Source organism: Helicobacter himalayensis (assembly GCF_001602095.1).
Taxonomy (GTDB): domain Bacteria; phylum Campylobacterota; class Campylobacteria; order Campylobacterales; family Helicobacteraceae; genus Helicobacter_F; species Helicobacter_F himalayensis.
This window is the reverse complement of the sequence record NZ_CP014991.1, coordinates 1,308,019-1,328,717: the sequence shown is the minus strand read 5'-3', so window position 1 is coordinate 1,328,717 and position 20,699 is coordinate 1,308,019. Positions and strand designations below refer to the sequence as shown.

At 40.6% G+C, this 20,699-nt stretch carries 19 protein-coding genes; 14 read left to right on the top strand and 5 right to left on the bottom strand.

The window, feature by feature from the left end; genetic code table 11:
* The first annotated feature begins 13 nt into the window (after window positions 1-13).
* From A3217_RS06440 to A3217_RS06425, 4 genes are read left to right on the top strand one after another with little or no spacing between them, the layout of a single operon-like run.
* Window positions 14-1,333, top strand: a complete 1,320-nt coding sequence (locus A3217_RS06440) for a hemolysin family protein (protein WP_066389018.1) — start codon at window positions 14-16, stop codon at window positions 1,331-1,333.
* A gap of 6 nt (window positions 1,334-1,339) precedes the next feature.
* Window positions 1,340-1,909, top strand: coding sequence for a D-glycero-alpha-D-manno-heptose-1,7-bisphosphate 7-phosphatase (locus A3217_RS06435; protein ID WP_066389017.1), 570 nt, complete (start codon window positions 1,340-1,342; stop codon window positions 1,907-1,909).
* Entirely contained in the window at window positions 1,906-2,904 is a 999-nt protein-coding gene (gene rfaD, locus A3217_RS06430) for an ADP-glyceromanno-heptose 6-epimerase (protein WP_066389016.1), read from the top strand. Before A3217_RS06435 ends, rfaD begins: the two co-directional genes overlap by 4 nt.
* A gap of 38 nt (window positions 2,905-2,942) precedes the next feature.
* On the top strand, window positions 2,943-3,218 hold the full coding sequence (locus A3217_RS06425) for a hypothetical protein (RefSeq protein ID WP_066389015.1): 276 nt from the start codon (window positions 2,943-2,945) through the stop codon (window positions 3,216-3,218).
* Here the strand turns inward: A3217_RS06425 and A3217_RS06420 are convergent.
* Window positions 3,178-4,851, bottom strand: a complete 1,674-nt coding sequence (locus A3217_RS06420; protein ID WP_066389013.1) for a 2-isopropylmalate synthase — start codon at window positions 4,849-4,851, stop codon at window positions 3,178-3,180. The genes A3217_RS06425 and A3217_RS06420 overlap by 41 nt on opposite strands.
* 209 nt (window positions 4,852-5,060) lie before the next feature.
* On the opposite strand from A3217_RS06420, the gene A3217_RS06415 reads away from it, so the two are divergent.
* From A3217_RS06415 to pseI, 7 genes are all read left to right on the top strand, one after another.
* Complete coding sequence (locus A3217_RS06415; protein ID WP_066389012.1) at window positions 5,061-5,357, top strand: c-type cytochrome; 297 nt, start codon at window positions 5,061-5,063, stop codon at window positions 5,355-5,357.
* A 66-nt stretch (window positions 5,358-5,423) separates the two neighbouring features.
* The gene (locus tag A3217_RS06410) at window positions 5,424-6,488 is read left to right on the top strand and encodes an alanine racemase (RefSeq protein WP_066389011.1); all 1,065 of its coding nucleotides are present in this window, start codon (window positions 5,424-5,426) and stop codon (window positions 6,486-6,488) included.
* Window positions 6,489-6,523: 35 nt separating this feature from the next.
* Entirely contained in the window at window positions 6,524-7,144 is a 621-nt protein-coding gene (gene serB, locus A3217_RS06405) for a phosphoserine phosphatase SerB (RefSeq protein ID WP_066389009.1), read from the top strand.
* 117 nt (window positions 7,145-7,261) lie between these two features.
* On the top strand, window positions 7,262-7,975 hold the full coding sequence (flgH, locus tag A3217_RS06400; RefSeq protein ID WP_066389008.1) for a flagellar basal body L-ring protein FlgH: 714 nt from the start codon (window positions 7,262-7,264) through the stop codon (window positions 7,973-7,975).
* 24 nt (window positions 7,976-7,999) lie between these two features.
* Window positions 8,000-8,764: a cytidylyltransferase domain-containing protein gene (locus tag A3217_RS06395; protein WP_066389006.1), complete on the top strand. Its 765-nt coding sequence runs from the start codon at window positions 8,000-8,002 to the stop codon at window positions 8,762-8,764.
* Between the two features lie 10 nt (window positions 8,765-8,774).
* Window positions 8,775-9,767 carry a hypothetical protein gene (locus A3217_RS06390; RefSeq protein ID WP_066389003.1) on the top strand — a complete coding sequence of 331 codons (993 nt, stop codon included), beginning with the start codon at window positions 8,775-8,777 and terminating at the stop codon, window positions 9,765-9,767.
* Between the two features lie 717 nt (window positions 9,768-10,484).
* Complete coding sequence (gene pseI / locus A3217_RS06385; protein WP_197456923.1) at window positions 10,485-11,498, top strand: pseudaminic acid synthase; 1,014 nt, start codon at window positions 10,485-10,487, stop codon at window positions 11,496-11,498.
* Between the two features lie 79 nt (window positions 11,499-11,577).
* Here the strand turns inward: pseI and A3217_RS06380 are convergent, their stop codons facing one another.
* The 4 genes from A3217_RS06380 to gpmI all read right to left on the bottom strand — a co-directional run bounded on the left by A3217_RS06380 (window position 11,578) and on the right by gpmI (window position 16,237).
* Complete coding sequence (locus A3217_RS06380) at window positions 11,578-12,432, bottom strand: YihY family inner membrane protein (protein WP_066388997.1); 855 nt, start codon at window positions 12,430-12,432, stop codon at window positions 11,578-11,580.
* A 131-nt stretch (window positions 12,433-12,563) separates the two neighbouring features.
* Complete coding sequence (locus tag A3217_RS06375) at window positions 12,564-13,256, bottom strand: hypothetical protein (RefSeq protein WP_066388996.1); 693 nt, start codon at window positions 13,254-13,256, stop codon at window positions 12,564-12,566.
* A 9-nt stretch (window positions 13,257-13,265) separates the two neighbouring features.
* Window positions 13,266-14,528, bottom strand: a complete 1,263-nt coding sequence (locus A3217_RS06370) for an MFS transporter (protein WP_066388994.1) — start codon at window positions 14,526-14,528, stop codon at window positions 13,266-13,268.
* 215 nt (window positions 14,529-14,743) lie between these two features.
* Window positions 14,744-16,237 carry a 2,3-bisphosphoglycerate-independent phosphoglycerate mutase gene (gene gpmI, locus A3217_RS06365; protein ID WP_066388993.1) on the bottom strand — a complete coding sequence of 498 codons (1,494 nt, stop codon included), beginning with the start codon at window positions 16,235-16,237 and terminating at the stop codon, window positions 14,744-14,746.
* 143 nt (window positions 16,238-16,380) lie between these two features.
* Here gpmI and mraY point away from each other — a divergent pair, with 143 nt between their 5' ends.
* From mraY to A3217_RS06350, 3 genes are read left to right on the top strand one after another with little or no spacing between them, the layout of a single operon-like run.
* Window positions 16,381-17,472 (top strand): phospho-N-acetylmuramoyl-pentapeptide-transferase, encoded by a 1,092-nt coding sequence (gene mraY, locus A3217_RS06360; protein WP_066388992.1) that lies wholly within the window; start codon window positions 16,381-16,383, stop codon window positions 17,470-17,472.
* A 43-nt stretch (window positions 17,473-17,515) separates the two neighbouring features.
* The gene (gene murD, locus A3217_RS06355; RefSeq protein ID WP_066388991.1) at window positions 17,516-18,958 is read left to right on the top strand and encodes a UDP-N-acetylmuramoyl-L-alanine--D-glutamate ligase; all 1,443 of its coding nucleotides are present in this window, start codon (window positions 17,516-17,518) and stop codon (window positions 18,956-18,958) included.
* Window positions 18,955-20,694 carry an ABC transporter ATP-binding protein gene (locus A3217_RS06350; RefSeq protein ID WP_082807907.1) on the top strand — a complete coding sequence of 580 codons (1,740 nt, stop codon included), beginning with the start codon at window positions 18,955-18,957 and terminating at the stop codon, window positions 20,692-20,694. Before murD ends, A3217_RS06350 begins: the two co-directional genes overlap by 4 nt.
* The last annotated feature ends 5 nt before the right edge of the window (window positions 20,695-20,699 follow it).

Below are 20,699 nucleotides of genomic sequence, written 5' to 3'. Positions count from 1 at the left end.
GTGAGGAGTATTTTTGGATCCATATCACTCGGGTTTTTTAGTCCTTTTGGCATTTATCTTAGTTTTTGTGAATGCTTTTTTTGTTGTCAGCGAGTTTGCTATTGTCAAAGTAAGAAGGTCAAAGCTTGAAGAGCTTGCAAAGAATGGCGTGAAAAATGTCTCTTTGGCACTTAAAATCACTTCAAGCCTTGATACTTATTTAAGTGCCACACAGCTTGGTATTACACTTGCTTCCTTAGCGCTTGGCTGGGTTAGTCAAGATGGTATTGGAAAGCTTATTACTTACTTTTTTGCTTTTGCTTTTGATGGTGAAAATGCCATTATTCATATTATCTCAATTACCATTTCTTTTGTGTTTATCACATTGCTTCATGTCGTGTTAGGCGAGCTTGTGCCAAAGTCTATCGCCATTGCAAAGACGGAATCTATGGTGCTTTTTATCGCAAAACCTTTGCATTATTTTTGGATTGCGTTTTATCCTTTTATTCATCTTTTTGATTTGCTTGCGCTTTTTTTCTTAAAAAGGCTTGGTATCACGCAGGCAAAAGAAGGCGAGCTCGCGCATTCTGAAGAAGAGCTTAAAATCATCGTTGGGGAGAGTCTAAAAGGTGGATACATAGATTCTATTGAAGGTGAGATTATCAAAAATGCGGTAGATTTTTCAGATATTTTGGCAAAAGAGATTATGACACCGCGCAAAGATATGGTGTGTCTCAACGCAAAAGATAGCTATGAGGAGAATCTAAAAATCGTGCTAGAGACCAACCACACACGCTATCCTTACTATACAGATTCTAAAGATAATATTTTAGGAATGATTCATATTCGTGACTTGCTTGAAAGTCTTGTGGAGAAAAAAGAGCGCGATATGCTTTCTCTTGTGCGTAAAATGATTATTGTCCCAGAATCTGCACATATCTCTGAAATCCTCACCACAATGAAACGTCAGCAAATTCACACTGCGCTTGTGGTTGATGAATTTGGCGGGACTTCGGGGCTTTTGACGATGGAGGATATTATCGAGGAAGTGATGGGTGATATTTCTGATGAGCACGATTTAAAAGTAAGCGAGTATAAGCAGCTAAGCGAAAACACCTATGAAGTAAGCGGAAAACTTGATATTGAAAGCTTTGAAGAAATGCTAGGTGTGCAAATTGATGAGACAAATGATCATCTCACAATTGGCGGATATATTTTTGGACTTTTGGGGCGTTTGCCAGAAGTTGGTGATACTTGCAGTGCGCATTCTTGCGAGTTTGAAGTAATTGAAATGGATAACACGCGCATTCAAAAGCTCAAAGTTACAAAAAATCCTTTGCCACAAAGCGAGTAACCACAAATGCGAGATTCACAACCTTGCGCGTTTTTTGATAGAGATGGCGTGATAAACATCGATAGTGGTTATGTGTATAAAAAAGAGGATTTTGTCTTTAATGAGGGTATTTTCGAGCTGTTGGAATTCTTGAAAAATAAGGGTTTTTTGCTGATTGTGGTGACAAATCAATCCGGTATCGCACGCGGATTCTACACGCGTGCGCAAATGGAGAAGTTGCATAACTTTATGCAAGAAACATTGCGCAAAAAGCTTGGTTTTTGCTTTGATAGAATCTATTTTTGTGAGCATACGCCAGCGCAAAATTGTGCGTGTAGGAAGCCAAAAATCGGTATGATAGAATCCGCACTCAAAGATTTTGATATTAATCTTTCCGCCTCACTTTTAATTGGTGATAAAATCACAGATGTGCAGTGTGCGCAGGATTCTCACATTGCGCAGAAATTTTTTATCACACAAGAGGATTGTGGAGATTCTAAGCTACAAGCTATAAACAATCTCCACATAATTCACGCGCTTAAAGAAATCCCACCTTTGCTCACGCAAGGCAATCTCAATAAAAGGAGCGAGCGATGAAATATATTTATGATGACTTAGTGCAAAAAAATATTCTTATCACAGGCGGTGCGGGCTTTATAGGAAGTAATCTCGCGCTTTATTTTCAAAAGCATCACCCGCAGGCAAATGTTTGCGTGTTTGATAAATTCCGCGATGGTAGCACCTTCCCTAGTGGGAATCCTACGAGCTTGGGGCATTTTAAGAATCTGCTTGATTTTAAGGGTGAAATTATTGTGGGCGACATTACGAAGGATTTGTATAAAATTAAAGGGCGTGATTTTGATTATATTTTCCATCAGGCGGCTATTTCTGACACCACCGCAATGGATCAAAACTTAATGATTCGCACAAATTTCGAAGCCTTTGTGGAATTGTATGAGATTGCAAAAGAGCAAAATGCAATGCTCATCTATGCCTCATCTGCGGGCACTTATGGCAACACGCCCGCGCCAAATATCGTGGGGGTAAATGAGATTCCAGAAAATGTGTATGGATATTCAAAGCTCAATATGGATATTTTCACACTCAAAGAGTTGGCAAAAGATTCTCAAATACCGCTTATTGGACTAAGGTATTTTAATGTTTTTGGTGAACGTGAGACCTTTAAAGGCAAAACGGCATCGATGGTTTTGCAGCTTGGCTTGCAAGCACTCGAGCATAAAAAGGTGAGGTTGTTTGAGTTTGGTGAGCAACAAAGGGATTTCGTATATATCAAAGATGTCGTGCAGGCAAATGTCAAGGCAATGGAGGCACAAAAAAGTGGTGTGTATAATGTGGGTTCGGGCGTGGCGCGAAGCTATAATGACATTATAAATGCGCTGAAAGCTGAGCTTGGGGATTTTGAAGTGGAATATATTAAAAATCCGTATAGCTTTTTCCAAACGCACACGCAGGCAGACATCAGTCTTACAAGCGAGTTTCTCTCCTACACACCGCGTTTTAGCTTAGAATCTGGTATCAAAACCTATATCCCAGAAATCCGCAGGGTGTATGAAAAGAGGCTTTTTGGGTAATAAGTACTAAGAAGTTATGTTAGTAAAGAGCGGGATTTTTGCAAGTTTGGTATTTTGGTTGGATTTTAAGGCGTAGATTCCAAGATGTTTTGCTTATCCTCAAAGCTTGTCATTCTGAGTCTTTAGGCGAAGAATCTAAGATTCTCCAAAAAATCCACAAACCCAATCAGCCAAAACGCGTCAAGTATGCGCGCGAAGCGGAGCTTGTCAGGGGCTTTGCTCTTGTAAGTGATACGATTAATGGAATAGTTTCTGACTTTCTATCATTTTTATTTATTTTTCAGAATCCACCAAACTGCGATTTATTGCGCTGACAAGCCCTTGCACACTTGCGATGATAATATCTGTGTCAATCCCCGCGCCAAAGTATCTCACACCGCCACTTTTTATCTGCACATAAGAGATGGCTTGCGAGCTTGAGCCCTCTTTCAAAGAATGCTCGCTGTAATCGATGATTTCAAATTCTAAGCCTAGATTCTCCCGCAAAGCATTTGCTATGCTATCAAGTCGCCCATTTCCGCGCGCGTGGTATTTATGTCTTTTGCCTTTAAAATGCAATTCCAACTCCACGCTAAAGCCGTTTTCCTGCTTTTCAAAGCGATATTCACAAAGCTCTAGCGGTGTTTTTAGATTCACAAAATCATTTTGAAAAATCTCGCAAATCTCCCCAACACTTAGTTCCTTATGCGCCTTGTCCGAAATATCCTTAACATAGTAGGAAAACGCCTCTTTAAACTGCGCGGGCAAATCGATGCCTAACTGCGTGTGCAACACATAAGCAATCCCGCCTTTGCCGCTTTGGGAATTTATGCGTATCACATCGCTTTCATACTCGCGCCCCACATCTTTTGGGTCGATTGGCAAATATGGCACATTCCAAGTGTTAAGCTTGTGCTCTGCGTGATATGCCATACCTTTTGCGATTGCATCTTGATGCGAGCCAGAAAACGCCGCAAACACAAGCTTGCCAGAATAAGGCTGACGTTCATACACGCGCATTTTTGTCACGCGTTCATACACCTCGCAAATTGGCGGAATATTGCTAAAATCAAGCTTAGAATCAACACCGTGCGTATGCAGATTCATCGCAAGGGTGATAATATCGACATTCCCTGTGCGCTCACCATTGCCAAATAGCGTGCCCTCAATCCTATCTGCTCCAGCTAAAAGCCCTAGTTCTGCATCTGCTATCGCACAACCTCTATCATTATGCGGATGCAATGAGATAAGCACATTTTCACGCTTATCTACATTTTGTGAGATATATGCTATTTGTGTGGCATAAATATGTGGTAGGCTCATTTCAACGGTGACAGGGAGATTTAAAATAAGTTTTTTTTCTTTTGTGGGTTGAAAAACTTCAATCACGCTATTGCACACTTCAAGTGCGTATTCCATCTCTGTCCCGCTAAAGCTTTCAGGTGAGTATTCAAACCTAAAGCCTCCTTCTGTTTTGCTTGCATATTCCATCAAATGCTTTGCACCTTCAATGGCGATTTTTTTCACCTCTTCGCGCGATTTTCTAAATACCTGCTCGCGTTGGGCGTAAGAAGTGGAGTTATACACATGCACGATGGCATTTTTGCATCCTTGCAGGCTTTCAAAAGTTTTTTTGATAATGTGTTCGCGCGCTTGGGTAAGCACCTGCACACAGACATCTTGGGGGATTAAATCTTGCTCAATTAGCGTGCGTAAAAAGGCGTATTCTGTTTGGCTTGCTGCTGGGAATCCGACTTCTATTTCCTTAAAGCCGATTTTTACAAGAAGCTTGAAAAACTCGATTTTTTCTTCCAAACTCATAGGTGTGATGAGTGCTTGATTCCCATCGCGCAAATCCACACTGCACCAAATTGGCGCTTTTGTGACATATTCTTTCTGCGCCCATTCTAAATATTTATGAGAATCTGGAGGCATAAAATAACCCCTCTCATATCTTTTGTAGCTCATAACAAACTCCTTAAATTGACTAAAAAACATAAGCTCTTAAAATCTGCGAAACCTTAGCAACGCGTAATTATAATACCAAAACATAACAAAATCCTATGGATTCCTGAAGTATGCGCGATTTTGAGTAAAAATTGTGTTAGAATACTGCGTTTCTCAATTGCGGGAAACAAATAAGGGTGCTGTTTAAGACAGCTTATAAGGAGTATAGTATGAAAAAGTTGTTACTTTTAGCGTTTGTTGGGTTTGCAAGTTTTGCGCTAGCTGATGCGCCTGCTACTTTCAAAAAATGCGTTAGTTGCCATGGAGCTGATGGAAAGAAAACAAGTTTTGGTAATGCTGAAATTGCTGGACTTGGTAAAGCAGAAATTGTAGAAGACTTGAAAGCTTATCGTGCTGGAACGCTTAATCGCCATGGTAAAGCAAACCTTATGAAACCAAATGCCGCAAAGCTTACAGATGAGGAAATCGATGAGCTTGCAACTTACATTTCAGGGTTACCAAAATAACTTTTGAAATACCACAGCTTGTGCGTTTTAGCGCAAGCTAAATCTTAGAATCAAGGCTTAGCTTTTATGGCAGAAATTCTCTTAGATTCTCGTGCTTTTAGACATAATCTTTCTATTATTACTCAAGTTTTGGGTGCGCAAGAAAAAATAGCCCTTGTGCTAAAAGATAATGCTTATGGGCATGGCTTGATTGAAATGGCACATTTAGCCAAGCAAAATGGCATTAAAAATGTGTTTGTGAAAAATTACAACGAAGCCTTACAGGTAGCGCATTTATTTGAATCTATAAGTATTTTTTATGGTGGTGTGACACCTAAGCAAACTCTTCAACCAAATATGGCGGTCGTGGTGAGTGATACGCATATGCTAGAAAGGCTCAAAAGTGGCGATAAAATCGAGCTAAAGCTGAATGTTGGAATGAATCGCAACGGCATACAGCCTAGTGAATTAGAAAATTTTTTTACTCTTATTGCAGGAAAAAACCTCACGCTTTTTGGTGTGTTAGCACATATTGCCTATGGCGATGAGGGTGGAGCAGAGTTTGAAAAACAAAGATGGAAATTTAGCGAGCTAAAAGCGCACGTAAGTAGCCTTTGTGTGCGTTTTGGGATTCCAACCCCACGTTTTCACTCCTTAAGCTCATCTGGTGCGTTGCGCGTAAAAAGTCAATCCCACGCCTTACAAGATGATTTGGTTCGCATAGGAATTGCCGCTTATGGCTATTTGGAAGCCCCCTTGTCGATTGCTTCGGACTTGCGCCCTGTTGCGAGCCTTTGGGCGCAGAGAATCTGTTCTAAAACCTTAGAGCAAGATTCACAAATTGGCTACGGCGGGAAAGGTAGAGTAGAAACAAAAAGCATTGTTAGCACCTATGATGTCGGCTATGGCGATGGATTTTTTCGCTTTAATGAAATCCACGCACAGAATCTAAAGAAAAATGGCGAGAAATTCCACACCGCTGAAGGATATGAGATTTTTCCGCGTATGTCAATGGACTGCTTTTCTTGCGCGAGTGATGCGCCAAAAGTGTGCTTGATGAATGACGCAAGCTATGTGGCGAGGGTATTTGGCACGATTAGCTATGAGATTTTAGCGCACCTTTCGCCAAATATCGCGCGCGTGGTTGTGTGAAATGTTTTTTACAAATGGCTTAAAAGGGAGAAAAAATGAAATTAGCAGTATTTGATTTTGATTCTACACTGATGAATGGCGAGACGATTGATTTTTTAGCTAAAGAATGTAACGTGGAAGCACAGGTAGCGCATATTACAGCGCAGGCGATGGAGGGGAGGCTTGATTATTATGAAAGCCTAAAATCGCGTGTGGCATTGCTTAAGGGGCTAAGTTTGGCTCGCGCAAAAGAGATTTGTGAGAATCTTCCGCTTAATCTTGGTGCGCATGAAATCGTGCAGATTCTTAAAAGCAAAGGTTATAAAGTTGTGTGTTTTAGCGGTGGTTTTAGTCTTGCTACAAGGCATTTTGCAAAGGTTTTGGGGCTAGATTCTGATTTTAGCAATATTTTGCATTTCAAAGATGATGTGTTAAGTGGCGAGATAGGTGGTGAGATGATGTTTAGCACTTCAAAGGGTGAAATGCTTGTGCGCTTGCAGAATCTGCTTGGTATAGAAAGGCAAAATACGCTATGTGTGGGAGATGGCGCAAATGATTTGAGTATGTTTGCCTCTGCTGACACGCGTATAGCCTTTTGTGCGAAAAATGTCTTAAAAGAAGCGGCAAATATTATTATCGATAAGCAGGATTTAAGAGAGATTGAAAAGTATGTGTAAAACATCTGGCTAAAAAATAGTGAAGCAAATAAGCTTTTTACAGAAAACAAATATCTTTTATTTCAAGGAATATCCTTTGCTTTATCTTGTATAAAATCTCTGCAAGGAAAGCTAAAAGTGAAAAAAAAATTCTCCATTTTTGCGATATTTTTTGCGTTACATTTCCAGTTGCTAGGCTTTGAAGCGGATATCGATTTTAGTCAAATCCCTGAATATGTTGAGGAATCTCCAGCACAAGAATTTATCCCAGACATTCCGCGCGCGGGCTCACTTTTTGGTACGGGTGATCGTCCGCTTTTTGCCGATAGACGCGCGATGAAGCCAGATGATTTAATCACAATTATCATCAGTGAAAGTGCTAGCGCGAATTTTGCCACCACCAAAGCCTACAACGGCACAAGTGGCGGGGCTAGCACGCCCCCGAGCTTGCAGTATGGCGGGAGCGATGAAGAGCAAAAAAAGATTGCCCAAGAGCTTAATGATATGAGTGCTTACACGCTCACAAAGGCGAATAATACGACAAACTTTACCGGTGGAGGCAATCAAAATCACACAGATTCTATTAACGCCACCATCACCGCGCGCATTATCAAGGTGTTAGAAAATGGAAATTATTTTATCGCGGGACAAAAGGAAATTCTAGTTGATGGTGAAAAGCAGATTTTACAAGTGAGTGGCGTGGTGCGTCCCTATGATGTGGAGAAAAATAATTCCGTGCAGTCGCGCTATTTAGCTGATGCAAAAATCGCTTATCGCTCGCTTGGTCCTATCTCGCAAACACGCAGTAAAAACCCTGTGAGTGATGGGATTGAAAGTTTGTGGCCATTTTAAGCTTTGCGTGCATTGTAAGATTCTATGAAAATCGTCGCCATAATCCCCGCTCGCGCAGGCTCAAAGAGAATTCCACACAAAAACATCAAGCCTTTTTTAGGTAAGTCCATTATTTCCTACCCAATTGTTTGTGCGCGAGAATCTAAGCTTTTTGATGAAATTATAGTAAGCACAGATTCTAAAGAAATTGCAGAAGTTGCAAATACCTTTGGCGCGCAAACACCCTTTTTGCGTCCAGCGTATTTGAGCGATGATTTTACGCCTACTTTGAGCGTTATCGCGCATGCTGCAAGGGAATTGGAGTTAAAACCGCAAGATATTATTTGTTGTATTTACCCAGCAACGCCACTTTTGCAAGCGCATATTTTGCAAAACGCCTTTGCCTTGCTAGAATCACAAAAAAGCGCGCAGTATGTCTTTAGCGCTTTGCGATTTAGTCATAATCCCTTGCGAGGCTTTAGATTGCAATCTTCACAAACCTCGCTACAAGAAAACCACGCAACCACACTGCAAAAAGAGGAGATTCTGCTACCACAAAAAGCACAAGGCTTTGTCAAGCCTTTGGAGGCAAAGTTTCAAAACACGCGCACGCAGGATTTGGAGGCACTTTTTTATGATGCGGGGCAGTTTTATTTTGGACGTGCGGGCGCATTTTTGGAGGAATTGCCTATTTTTGCCCCGCATTCTCTTGGCATGGAGCTAGATTTTTTTGACGCGCAGGATATTGACACGCCGCAAGATTGGGAATTAGCGGAGTTTAAATACCGCTATAAATTTGATCTTTTTTAAAGTTAGTTTTATGAGTGAGGCGATACAGAGTTTTTATTTTCTCTATGATAGCGGAGAAAATGCGGGTTTAGGACATAAAATGCGATGTAAAAAAATCGCAAGATTGCTAGATTCTCTTACAAAACCCCTTGCAAATTCCCTTGCCCCTTGCGCGTCAGCACAAATTTATTTTTTGCCAAATACACATAAAAATTTGCAGAATCTCCCCTCACACGTGGATTTTAAGGGTGCAAATCTTATTGTTGATAGCTATTTCTTCACGCGTGCGCATTTTAGTGCTTTGCTCTCTTTTGCGCCAAAAGCGTTGCTCTGTCTTGATGATACCAATCGCAGTGTGTATCCAAAATGTGCGTTTGTGCTAAATGGCGCGCTAAACGCACATAAACTTTATAAAAACTTAAGCAAGGAGCAAAAAGTGCGCTATTTTTGCGGTATTGAATATGCGCCAACGTTTGAATTTTTCACGTCAAATTTTGAATGCAAAAAAGAGATTAAAAATATCTTGCTTTGCTTTGGTGGCGCGGATTTGCAAAACTTTAGCGCGCAAAGTGTGGAACTTTTAAATGCTCATTTTACTTCGCTTGCGCCAACCACAGAAAATCTTGCGCACACGCCCACGCTTCATTTGGTATTGGGGAATTTTTATCCGCACACAATTCCGCAAGCGCACAATCTTAAGGTTTATCGCAATCTAACCCCGAGCGATTTTAGTGCGCTTATGCAAACTTGCGATATTGCCATAAGTGCCGGTGGTGGAACGCTTATCGAGCTAGCGCAGTGTGCGCTTCCTTGCATTATGATAGAATCTGCGCCTAATCAGTATTTTCAAATAGAGCAGTTTGAAGCACTTGGTGCATTTTTACGCGCAAAGAGTTTGGGAGAAATCCCAATATTGCTAGATTTTGCAAGCTATCAATGGCGCAAGGAATCTCAGGCGATTTTAAGCGCGCTAAAAATTGGCGATAAGCTTCCATGGTTATTGCAACAAATTTTTGCGCTGTAAGTGTGCGAGCAAGGGGAAAAGGTGAATTATCAATGTACGCATTTTTTTGCGATTGATTTTTGTGCGTTAAATAAAGAGTGGCTTTTAAAGATTTTAGCCCTACGTAATGCGCCAGAAATCGCGCAATTTATGTATTCTAGTCATATTTCAGAGCAGGGGCATTTTGATTTTGTGCAAGGTTTGCATAACAATGCAAGCGCGAAATATTGGGCGTTTTTTGAGCTTGTGGATTCTGCAGAATCCTTAGCCACATTAGAAAATCTTGCGCGCGTTTTTTCTCAATCTCCTTTGCTTTTAAAAGATGAAAATACCCAAAGCGTCCCGCCATTAGATTCTCTAAAATTTTTAGGTGTGGGTTCGCTTAGTCGGCTTAATCTCACGCACAAGCACGCGTATGTGGGAATCTATGCAAATATTTTTGAATCCACACTTGCTAAAAAAGGTGCAAAGATTCTCAAAATGCTAGAAAAAATCGCGCTAAGTGGTTTCAACTTGCACGCGCTTTTTTTAGAAGTAATGAGCAAAAACTCTAAAGCAAGGGTATTTTATTTGCGCAATGGCTATGAGTTAAGCGGTGTTTTGAAGGATTTTTTATGTAGAGATTCTCAAAGCTTTGATGTGGATATTATGCGAAAATCCCTTATACTGCGGGAATCTATGGCGAGCGTTTGTATGCTACAAGCAAATATCCCAAAAATCTCTTTATGTGAATCTAAAATCCCTCAAAAGCCCTTACTTGTAGCAGAACTAAGTGCAAATCATAGTGGAAGTTTGGAAGTGGCAAAAGATTCTTTTCAAGCCATTGCCAAAAGTGGCGCAAAGGCGGTGAAATTGCAAACTTACACGCCTGATTGCCTTACTTTGAATGCAAAAAATAAATATTTTCAAATCAAAGGCTCGCCGTGGGAAGGGCGATATTTGTATGATTTATACAAAGAGGCGCAAACACCTTGGGAGTGGCATAAGGAGCTTTTTAAGCTAGGAAAAGAGCTAGGATTGCTTGTTTTTAGCTCGCCATTTTCACCAAAAGGTGTGGAGTTTTTAGAATCCCTTGATTGCCCAATGTATAAAATTGCGAGTTTTGAGGTGCTAGATTTGGAGCTTATCGCTGAGGTGGCGCGGTGTAAGAAACCTGTGATTTTATCAAGTGGCATTGCAAATGATGAAGAAATCGCACTCGCATTAGAAGTGTGCTACAAGTATGGCGCGTATGATATTACGCTTTTGCATTGTGTGAGTAGTTATCCTGCCCCGCTAGATTCTATGAATCTAGCGCAAATGCCAAGGATTAAAGAAAAATTTGGCGTGAAGTTTGGTTTATCTGACCACACGCTAGATACACTTTGTGCGTGCATTGCGACGAGTTTGGGCGCGAGTGTGATTGAAAAGCATTTTATTTTGGATAAAAGCTTGCAGAGTGCGGATAGTAGCTTTAGTCTTGATGCACGCGGATTTACAGAGCTAAGCAAGGTTATTGATGAGACATTTTGTGCGTTAGGAAATGGGGTGGATTCTAATGCGCCAAAAAAAGGCAGGGAGTTTGCACGTGGAATTTGGGTGAGTGAAGAGATTAAAAAAGGCGCGATTTTAACGCATCAAAATATTAAAATCTTGCGCCCAAACATAGAGGGTGGCTTGCACCCAAAAAGTTATAGCGAGATTTTAGGGTGCAAGGCGACACGCGATTTGCACTTTGGTGAGCCATTAAGAGGAGGCGATTTCACGCATTAAGCAAATATTTTTAAATCAATTATTATTTTTTGTGCTTGTCTTATTGCTATTTTGGAAAGTATGGCACTTGTTTAAGGAGCTAGACCATACTTTTAAAGCCAAAGGTTTGCTCGATTTTCTTACCAAAATTACTCATCAATCCCTCGCATACGCGCATTCCGCATAATATAATCACCCAAGAGACATAAATCCAAGTCATCAAAAAAAGCAAAATCGAAATTTGCCCATAAATGCTTTTGTAAGTTTCATTGTAAAAAATATAATACACAAAGCCCCATTTTGTGATAAGCCACACAATCGTCGTCCCAAGGCTAGAACAAACAAGCGCTAAAAGATTTAAGGGCTTGTTTGCCGAGATTTTAAAAAGGAGCAAAAACATCGACCAAGTGATAACATAAGGCAGCCAATCAAAAAGCAGGCTCAAATCTGCCACGCCTTTAAGCGTCTTTTGCACCTCTGAACTAAAATACACAGAAAGGGCTAGTGAGATGGGGAAAAGCGTTATCATCGTCCAATACACCACGAGGGAATCTAGGAAATTTTTTGGCTTAGAGTTAAACATTTTTGCCGCGACGTATTCAAAGTTACGAAAGAATAAAATTGAAGTGATAAGCACAGAGACAATCCCCATCACGCCGAGTTTTGTGGAGTTTTCTAAAAAGGTGTCAAGGTATTGAGAAAGCATATCAGTATGCGTAGGAAGCATATTTGAAAGAATTGTTTCTTTGAGGTCTTGGACTTGGGCGTGAAACTGCGGGATATTAAGCAGGATTGAGAAAAAAATAAGCAACAGCGGGATAAGCGCAAAAATGCTATAAAAGCTTAGCGAAGCGGCGTAGATAAGTTGCTGGTCAAAAAAATTGTAGATTGTGTGAAATTCAATTCTTATTTTGCGATAGAGTGTGCCAATTTTTTTAAAATGTGTTGCAAGCATTGCTTCTCCTAAATTTTTTTGAGGGCTAATTGTAGCAGGTTTGGGTTGGATTCTTTGTTGTGTGTTTGGTGGGGGATTTGGAAACAGCATTACAGAATCTGCAAATTTTATTAAGCAAAAAGATACATTCCTTAACCCCCAAATGTGCGAAAAAGAAATACCTTTACTTCATCAGATTGGCAATCTTTGCTTGAGATTTTAAAAAGTGTAATTTCCATATCCGGCGCGCCAAACTCATAACGTGAAAAGAAGTTTTGGGCTTTTGCTTGCACGCGTCTTGTGAGTTTTTTATTTTCTATAAGAGGTTTAGAATTTAGTAAAAAGCAGCCAAAAAATTGCGCTGAACTTGTTGTGATATGTTTGCTTATTTGCACCTCTCCTGTGTCTTTGTCGTGTATTTGCGCGCGCTTTGTGGTGATGGTATCTAGCGCTACTAAAGAGATTTTTGGCAATTGCAAAAAATCCCTGCGCTCCTTATCAGTTAGAAAAGATTCTAAAAGCACGCGCTGTGTGCGTATCCTAAGCGCGGAGTGCGTTTTGTCAAATGTGCGTAGGCTAAAGCTTTGCAAGTCTGTGTATTGTTCATTGTCTTTGAGTGTGATTTTAAATTCCTCTGGAATGCCCCGCGATAGGGATTGCAAAGGCTTGCTAGGCGTGCGCTTTAAGAATGCGTCATAAATTTTTGCTTGCGCGATGTTATCGGTATAAATGCTTACAAATGGCGTGCTTTGAATCTCGTGCATTTGCGCTTTTTTGGCGTATTTGTCTTCAAACTCACAGCCCAAAAACACGCACATAAGCGCAAAAATGAGAATCTTACGCAAATTTGAGCCTTAAACCTGTTTGAATCTTTTCACAAACGCCACCGCTAGCACAATGCTTAAAAGCCCTAAAAACATCATATACAAGCCTAAGCAGAAAGGATATTCATCTTTGACAAAGGCGAAAAAAATCGGCGTCAAACCACCAAAAATAGCATAAGAAATATTGTATGCAAATGAAATCCCGCTGTATCGAATGGGCGCAGGGAAGCTATCTACAAGGATTAAGGGCGTGAAAACCATAACTCCAGCGCTTAGTGCCATCAAATAATAAAAGAGCAAAACTAGGTCAAAATGCACGCCTTGCACGATTGAGCCATAAAAGAGGCAGGCAAAAAGCATGAGCGAGCCACCAAAAAGCAGGCTTGCATTTTTTAAGCCGATTCTATCGCTTAAAATCCCACCTAGCGCGTTTCCAGAGGCTAAGAAAAAGATTGCGATGATTTGATAGACGATTTTTGAAATCGCATCAATTTCAAATTTTTGTGCTAAAAGATTAGGCGTCAAAAGCACGCTAATAACGACACAACCAGTCAAAATCCAAGTGCTTAAGAATGAGAATCCAACACCTACTTTATGTGATTTCACCACCTCTTTAATGGGCATTTTTTGCGTTTGTTGCAACGCTTGCATTTCCTTAAACACCGGTGTTTCACTCAAATATCTACGCAAGAAAATTGAAATAATTCCAAAAACCCCGCCCAAAATAAATGGAATGCGCCACGCGTATTCTTTGATTTCCGCCGGGCTAAAATTCATATGCACAAAGAGTGTTACAATGCTTCCTAGCAAAATCCCTGAAACCACTGCACTTGTGAAAATACCCATCGTTGAACCAAGCACTCTGCGTTCGCTGTGCTCGCATACAAACACCCACGCTCCGGGCAATTCCCCGCCAATGGCAATGCCTTGCAAGATTCTAATCACAATCAAAGCTATGGGCGCAAGCACGCCAATTTCTTCAAAAGTGGGCATAAAACCTAGCGCAAAAGTTGGGATAACCATAAGCAAAATGGAAAGCATAAACATATTTTTACGCCCATTTCTATCGCCAAAATGCGCCATAATAATCCCACCAAGTGGTCTTGCAAAATACCCCGCCGCAAAGGTGCTATAAGCGCTAATATCTTGCCAGAAAGTGCTATCTGAAGGGAAAAAAAGCACCCCAATAACGCCGGTAAAAAACACAAAAATAATAAAATCGTAAAATTCAAGCATTCCCCCAAGTGAGCTAAGGGAAAGCACTTTCACTTCTTCATTTTTTAAGCGTGCCATAATGAAAAATCTCCTTAAATAATTTGTGATTTTGTGAGTGAAAAGGTTTGGATTATACAATAATTAGGGCGTTTTGTGATGGGCTAAATTCAAAAATCTGTAAAACAAGTCCTTGTCGTTCTGAGCATAGCGAAGAATCTTAGTTTCTCATCAACCAAAAAAGCGCCGAGTGTCCCAGCGGAAAACATAAAGAGAATGGCATTTTGAAAAGGGGATTAAAAAAGCGCGTTATCCATTTCTTGTGGCTTTGGTAAGCCCAGTAATTTTAAAATCGTAGGGGCGATATTATTCAAGCCGCCTTCTTTTTGCACTTCTTTAACATCTTTATCAAGCACGAAGCACCACACATCGCCCACGGTGTGATTTGTGAGCGTATTGCCCTGTGCGTCTTTCATCTCTTCACAATTCCCGTGATCGCTTGTAATCACCACGCTATAATCATTTTTGCGCGCAGATTCTAAAATCCTGCCTAGCTCCTTATCCACAGCCTCCACGGCTCTTATCCCAGCATCAAAATTCCCCGTGTGCCCTATCATATCGCCATTTGCGAAATTTACCACAATAAATTCATAACCCTCATTCATCGCTCCTAGCACCACATCGCACACTTCCGGCGCGCTCATTTGAGGCGATTCATCATAAGTTTTCACCTTTGGTGAGGGGATAAGCACGCGCTTTTCACCCTCAAATTCCTCTTCCTTTCCACCATTTAAGAAAAAAGTTACATGCGCATATTTCTCTGTCTCTGCGGTGTGAAGCTGGCGCATATTTGCCTTTGAGACAACTTCTGCAAGTGTATTTTTAATTTTTTCTTTTGGAAACATAATTGGAAAGGTGAAAGTGGCGTCATACTCGCACATTGTGGCAATGTGAAGCTTTACATATTTTTTGCGCGCAAAGCCCTCAAAGCTTTCATTCCCCAAAGATTCTACAATTTCTCTTGCCCTATCAGACCTAAAATTTACAAAAATAAATCCATCATTTTCTTGCATTCCCTCATACTTATTAAAGCTTGCAGGCTCAATAAACTCATCAAAAATGCCTTTTTCATACTGCGCGTTTATATACTCTTTTGGGGTGCAAGTTTGGAGATTTTGCGCACTCATTATCACGTCATAAGCCCTCTCCACGCGCTCCCAGCGCTTATCTCTATCCATTGCGTAGAATCTCCCATTAATCGTAGCGATTTTCACACTGCCATTAGGCGTATTTTTGCAAAGATTCTCTACTTCTTCTAAGTATTTTAACGCACTTTGGGGTAGCACATCGCGCCCATCAGTGATTAAATGCAGCCACACTTTTTTGCCTTTTTTCACGCATAATTGCGCCAAACCTAGTAAGTGTGAAAGGTGCGAATGCACGCCCCCATCGCTACAAAGCCCACAAAGATGAATAGTTTGACTTTTATCAAATACGCTTTGAAGTGCTGGATTAGAATCGAGCTCATTATTTTGCAATGCAAGCGAGATTTTTACCAAATCCTGATACAGCACGCGTCCGCTTCCGATACACATATGCCCTACTTCTGAATTTCCCATTTGCTCTTCTGGCAAGCCAACACTCAAGCCATAGGTATGTATCATCGCATAAGGCACATTTTTTAGCAAATAATCATAAGTTGGCTTTTTTGCGTGAAAAAATGCGTTATAAGTAGTTTTTTCACTAAAGCCGATTCCATCAGTTATCACAAGTAGCGCTTTTTTACCCATTTCTATCCTCCGCAAATTTTGCTAAATAATTTTATGCAGATAAAAGCAAGCACTGAAATTTAGCAAAGTTTTACAAATTTAGCGATACAATCCCGCTTCTTTTGCTCGTAAAATTTTGTGCTTGTAAATCTTTGGAGGTGGCTATGCTATATTGGTTTCACGCGCTGCTACACATTAATTTATTTCAATATATCACTTTCCGAGCGGGCGTTGCGTTTTTTCTTTCTTTTGTTTTATGTCTAGTATTGATGCCTTATTTTATCAAGTGGGCGCGCGCAAAGAAGGCAAATCAGCCTATTTCTGCCTTTATCCCGCACGAGGGCAAGAAAAACACGCCAACAATGGGCGGTATGGTGTTTGTGTTTTGCACGATTGTAGCGAGCCTTTTTTGTATGGATATAAGTAATGCTTTTGCGTTGCTAGGGCTTGCGGTGTTGCTTGGATTTAGCTTTATTGGCGGAAGAGATGATTATATGAAAATCTCTTTGCATTCAAATGCTGGAATGAGTGCTAAAGTCAAAATGACGTTGCTTTTAGCTTTTAGCTTTGTTTTTGCGTTTGTCCTCGTGCAGATTGGCAAGGGAAGTGAATTGTATGTGCCATTTATGAAAGAGCCACTTTTTGATATGGATTCTCTAGCGTGCTTTGATATTTTTGGGCTGAAGATTCCAATTCTCGCGCTTTTGTTTTGGGTGCTTGTGTTTGTCGCCACTGCAAATGCTGTGAATCTTACCGATGGGCTTGATGGGCTTGTGAGCGCGCCGAGTATTTTTGCGCTTATTTCTCTAAGTGTGTTTGTGTATATTGGCGGGCATATCGGACTTTCCTCGTATTTGTATTATCCGCGTTTAGCAAATAGTGGGGAACTTGTGGTGGTGAGTTGTGCGCTTATGGGCGCACTTTTTGGCTTTTTGTGGTATAACTGCCACCCGGCGGAAGTTTTTATGGGTGATAGTGGGAGTCTTGCGATTGGTGGATTTATCGCATATATGGCGATTGTCTCAAGCAATGAGGTGCTACTTATTTTGATAGGCATTGTTTTTGTGTTTGAAACGCTTTCTGTGATGCTTCAAGTTGGTAGCTACAAATACCGCAACAAGCGCATTTTCCTTATGGCGCCAATCCACCATCATTTTGAAAAAAAAGGTTGGGCGGAGAATAAAATCATCGTGCGCTTTTGGATTATCTCGCTATTAGCAAATATTATCGCGCTTTTGACGCTCAAAGTCCGCTAGATTCTCAAACACAATGCAAAAAAACACAAAAAAGGTGCGCAAAATGATTACAATACTTGGGCTAGGCGTTACCACAAAGCCGATTGTGGCGTTTTTGAACGCGCTTGGCAAAAAGCTACGAATCTATGATCTAAAATTTACGCATGCACAAAACGATATATTTGGTAATGAGCTGCTTCCTATGCCACAAGATTCTCATTTGCAAGATTGCACGTCACAAAGCACGCGGGAATCTATTGCAGATGAAATTTTTCATAAGATTCTCACCCTCCCAAACTTACAGGAGCTAGATTCTTTTTTTCTTACTTCACCGGGCATTGCGCCACTTAATCCCCTTATTTTGCACGCAAAAAAGGAGCGCGCGCTTTTAAGTGAGTATGATTTTTTCTACGCGCTTTTAATGCGAGAGCATAAACTTTCACAAGCGCAAATACCCGCAAATGCGTGGATTAGCGGAACGAATGGTAAAACCACGACTACGCAAATGACAACCGCGCTTTTATCACATTTGGGTGCGCAAAGCGGGGGAAATATTGGAACGCCACTTTGCGCGCTGTATGAAAATAAAGCGCCTATTTGGATTTTAGAAACCAGCTCTTTTGCCTTGCATTACACGCATATCGCCGTGCCAAAGGTGTATGCACTTTTGCCCTTAAGTGAGGATCATATCACATGGCATGGGAGTTTTGAAAATTACATTAGCGATAAATTAAGCCCTTTAGCGCGTATGGATTCTCAAAGTTTTGCGATTTTGCCAAAGGAGTTGTGTGCGCATAAGCTATGCAAAAACTATCAAGGCAGGGCGTATTATTATAAAGATTCTAAAGATTTGGCGCGCGCGTTTGGTGTGAAGATAGAATCTTTACGCTTTAGCGAGCCATTTTTGCTAGATTCTCTCATTGCTTTTGGTGTGGCGCGTTTGCTTTGTGATAGTGGGGAAATCGAAGTGTTAAATCGCTTTAAAATCGGTGCACATAGGATTGAGGAATTTAGAGATACTCAAAATCGCTTGTGGGTAGATGATAGCAAGGGCACAAATGTCGATGCGACCATCCAAGCACTTTTGCGCTATCAAGATTCTCAAATCTTGCTTATTTTAGGCGGTGATGATAAAGGCGCGGATTTAACCCCGCTTTTTACCACTATGCAAAAAATAGAATCCAAGCACAAAATAAAGAAAAGCGAACTTCACTCCCGCAAAAGTGATACATCTCAGTGCGCTATAAAAATCTTTGCTATCGGAAGTAATGCACAAAAAATCTGCGAGCTTGCGCACGCATACAATTTAAGCGCGCAAAATTGTGAGAATCTAAAAACTGCTATTGATGCAATCAAGCTTTTGCATACAACGGATTATGTGGCACTTTTAAGCCCAGCTGCTGCAAGTTTAGACCAATTTAGCTCTTACAAAGAGCGCGGCGAGCTTTTCAAACGCTATGCGTTAGAAAATCAATCAAACCAAAACTCACCAAAGGACATATTATGAGCTTTTCAAAAAAACGCAAAAGGGTTTTAGAAAAGCGTAAGCAAACCACAAGCACGTTTGCTACCATAAACAAACTCCGCGCGCTCCTTACGCGCAGAGATAAGATTATTTTGTGCTTTTTGTTTGTTGGCATGATTGCATTTTCGGTGATTGAGACGGCGAGCATTAGCATTATTATGCCTTTTATCACCTTTGCTTCTAAGCCAGAACTTATCTTTGCAAATCCCTATTCAAAGGCGATTTATGAGTTTTTTGCTTTTGAAAACACCTTTAGTTTTATGCTCTTTTTTTGTGAGGCGCTTGTGGGATTTTATATTTTCCGCGCGCTGTATGGCATTTTTTACACTTATTGTTTGGCGCGGTTTTCTTTTCGCAAGTTTCACTATTTTGCGTATAGACTTTTTAATAAAGCAGTTGAGCTAAACTACACAGATTTTGTCAAACGTAAAACCGATAAGATTCGCTCTACAATCGCAAATGAGGCACTTAGCGCCTCTTCTTATATGCAATATTTTTTGCAAATTTTTGCTGAAATTTTTACCATTATCATTATGTATGTTTTACTGCTTTTTACAAGCTGGAAGATGACTCTTGTATTAAGCGTGGTGTTAAGCGTGCAGGTTTTTTTGATTATAACAATTTTAGGTGGGAAGCTAAAAAAGGTTGGCGCTACGAGGTTGCAGACGCAGGCAAAATTTAATGAAATCATCACAAAAACCTTTGGAAATTTTAAGATTATTAAGCTCAAAGGCAATCAAGAAGAAGTCTGCCAAGAATTTGATGATGTAAGTAGGAAACTAACAAATGCACAAATCTTTTTTAGCACTTCCCAGCCTGCACCGCGTTATTTATTAGAATCTTTAGGATTTGGAATTTTAGTTGGTTGTGTTGCGTATATTTTGCTTTATTACAAGGATTTTGACCGCGTGCTCCCAATTATCTCAATGTATGCGCTGGCGTTGTATAGAATCTTGCCCTCTGTGAATAGAATCTTGCAGTTTTATGGACAAATGGCGTTTAACTCAAAATCTGTCTCTGCGGTCTATGATGATTTGCTCTATCACACAGACCCAGAGGATTCCCGCCCGTGTGATTTTAAAGAAAAAATCGAGCTAAAAAATATTAGCTTTTATTATGATGCCAATAAGCCAATTATTGAAAATTTCAATCTTACGATTTTCAAGGGCGATAAAATCGCATTTTGCGGATCAAGTGGTGCGGGCAAAAGCACGCTTGTTGATTTAATCATCGGAATCTACAAGCCAAAAGAGGGCAAGATTCTCGTTGATAATGTCGAGATAAATAACCACAATCTGCGCTCGTGGCGCAAAAAAATCGGCTATATCCCTCAAACTATCTATCTTTTTGATGGGAGCGTGGCAGAGAATGTCGCTTTTGGTAGTATGATGGAAGAATCGCGCGTGATAGAGGCGTGTAGAAAGGCAAATATCCTTGATTTCCTCAACGAACATAATGGAATCTATACGCGCGTAGGCGAGGGCGGGATACTGCTAAGTGGTGGGCAAAAACAGCGCATAGGTATTGCGCGCGCAATCTATGATGACCCTGAAATTTTGGTGCTAGATGAAGCCACAAGCGCGCTGGATTCTCAAACTGAGGCAAAGATAATGGATCAAGTCTATGATGTTGCGCAGAATAAGACTTTGCTTGTTATCGCCCACAGGCTTAATACGATTGAGCGTTGCGAGCGTAAAATTGAGTTAAAAAGGGCGTGAAATTC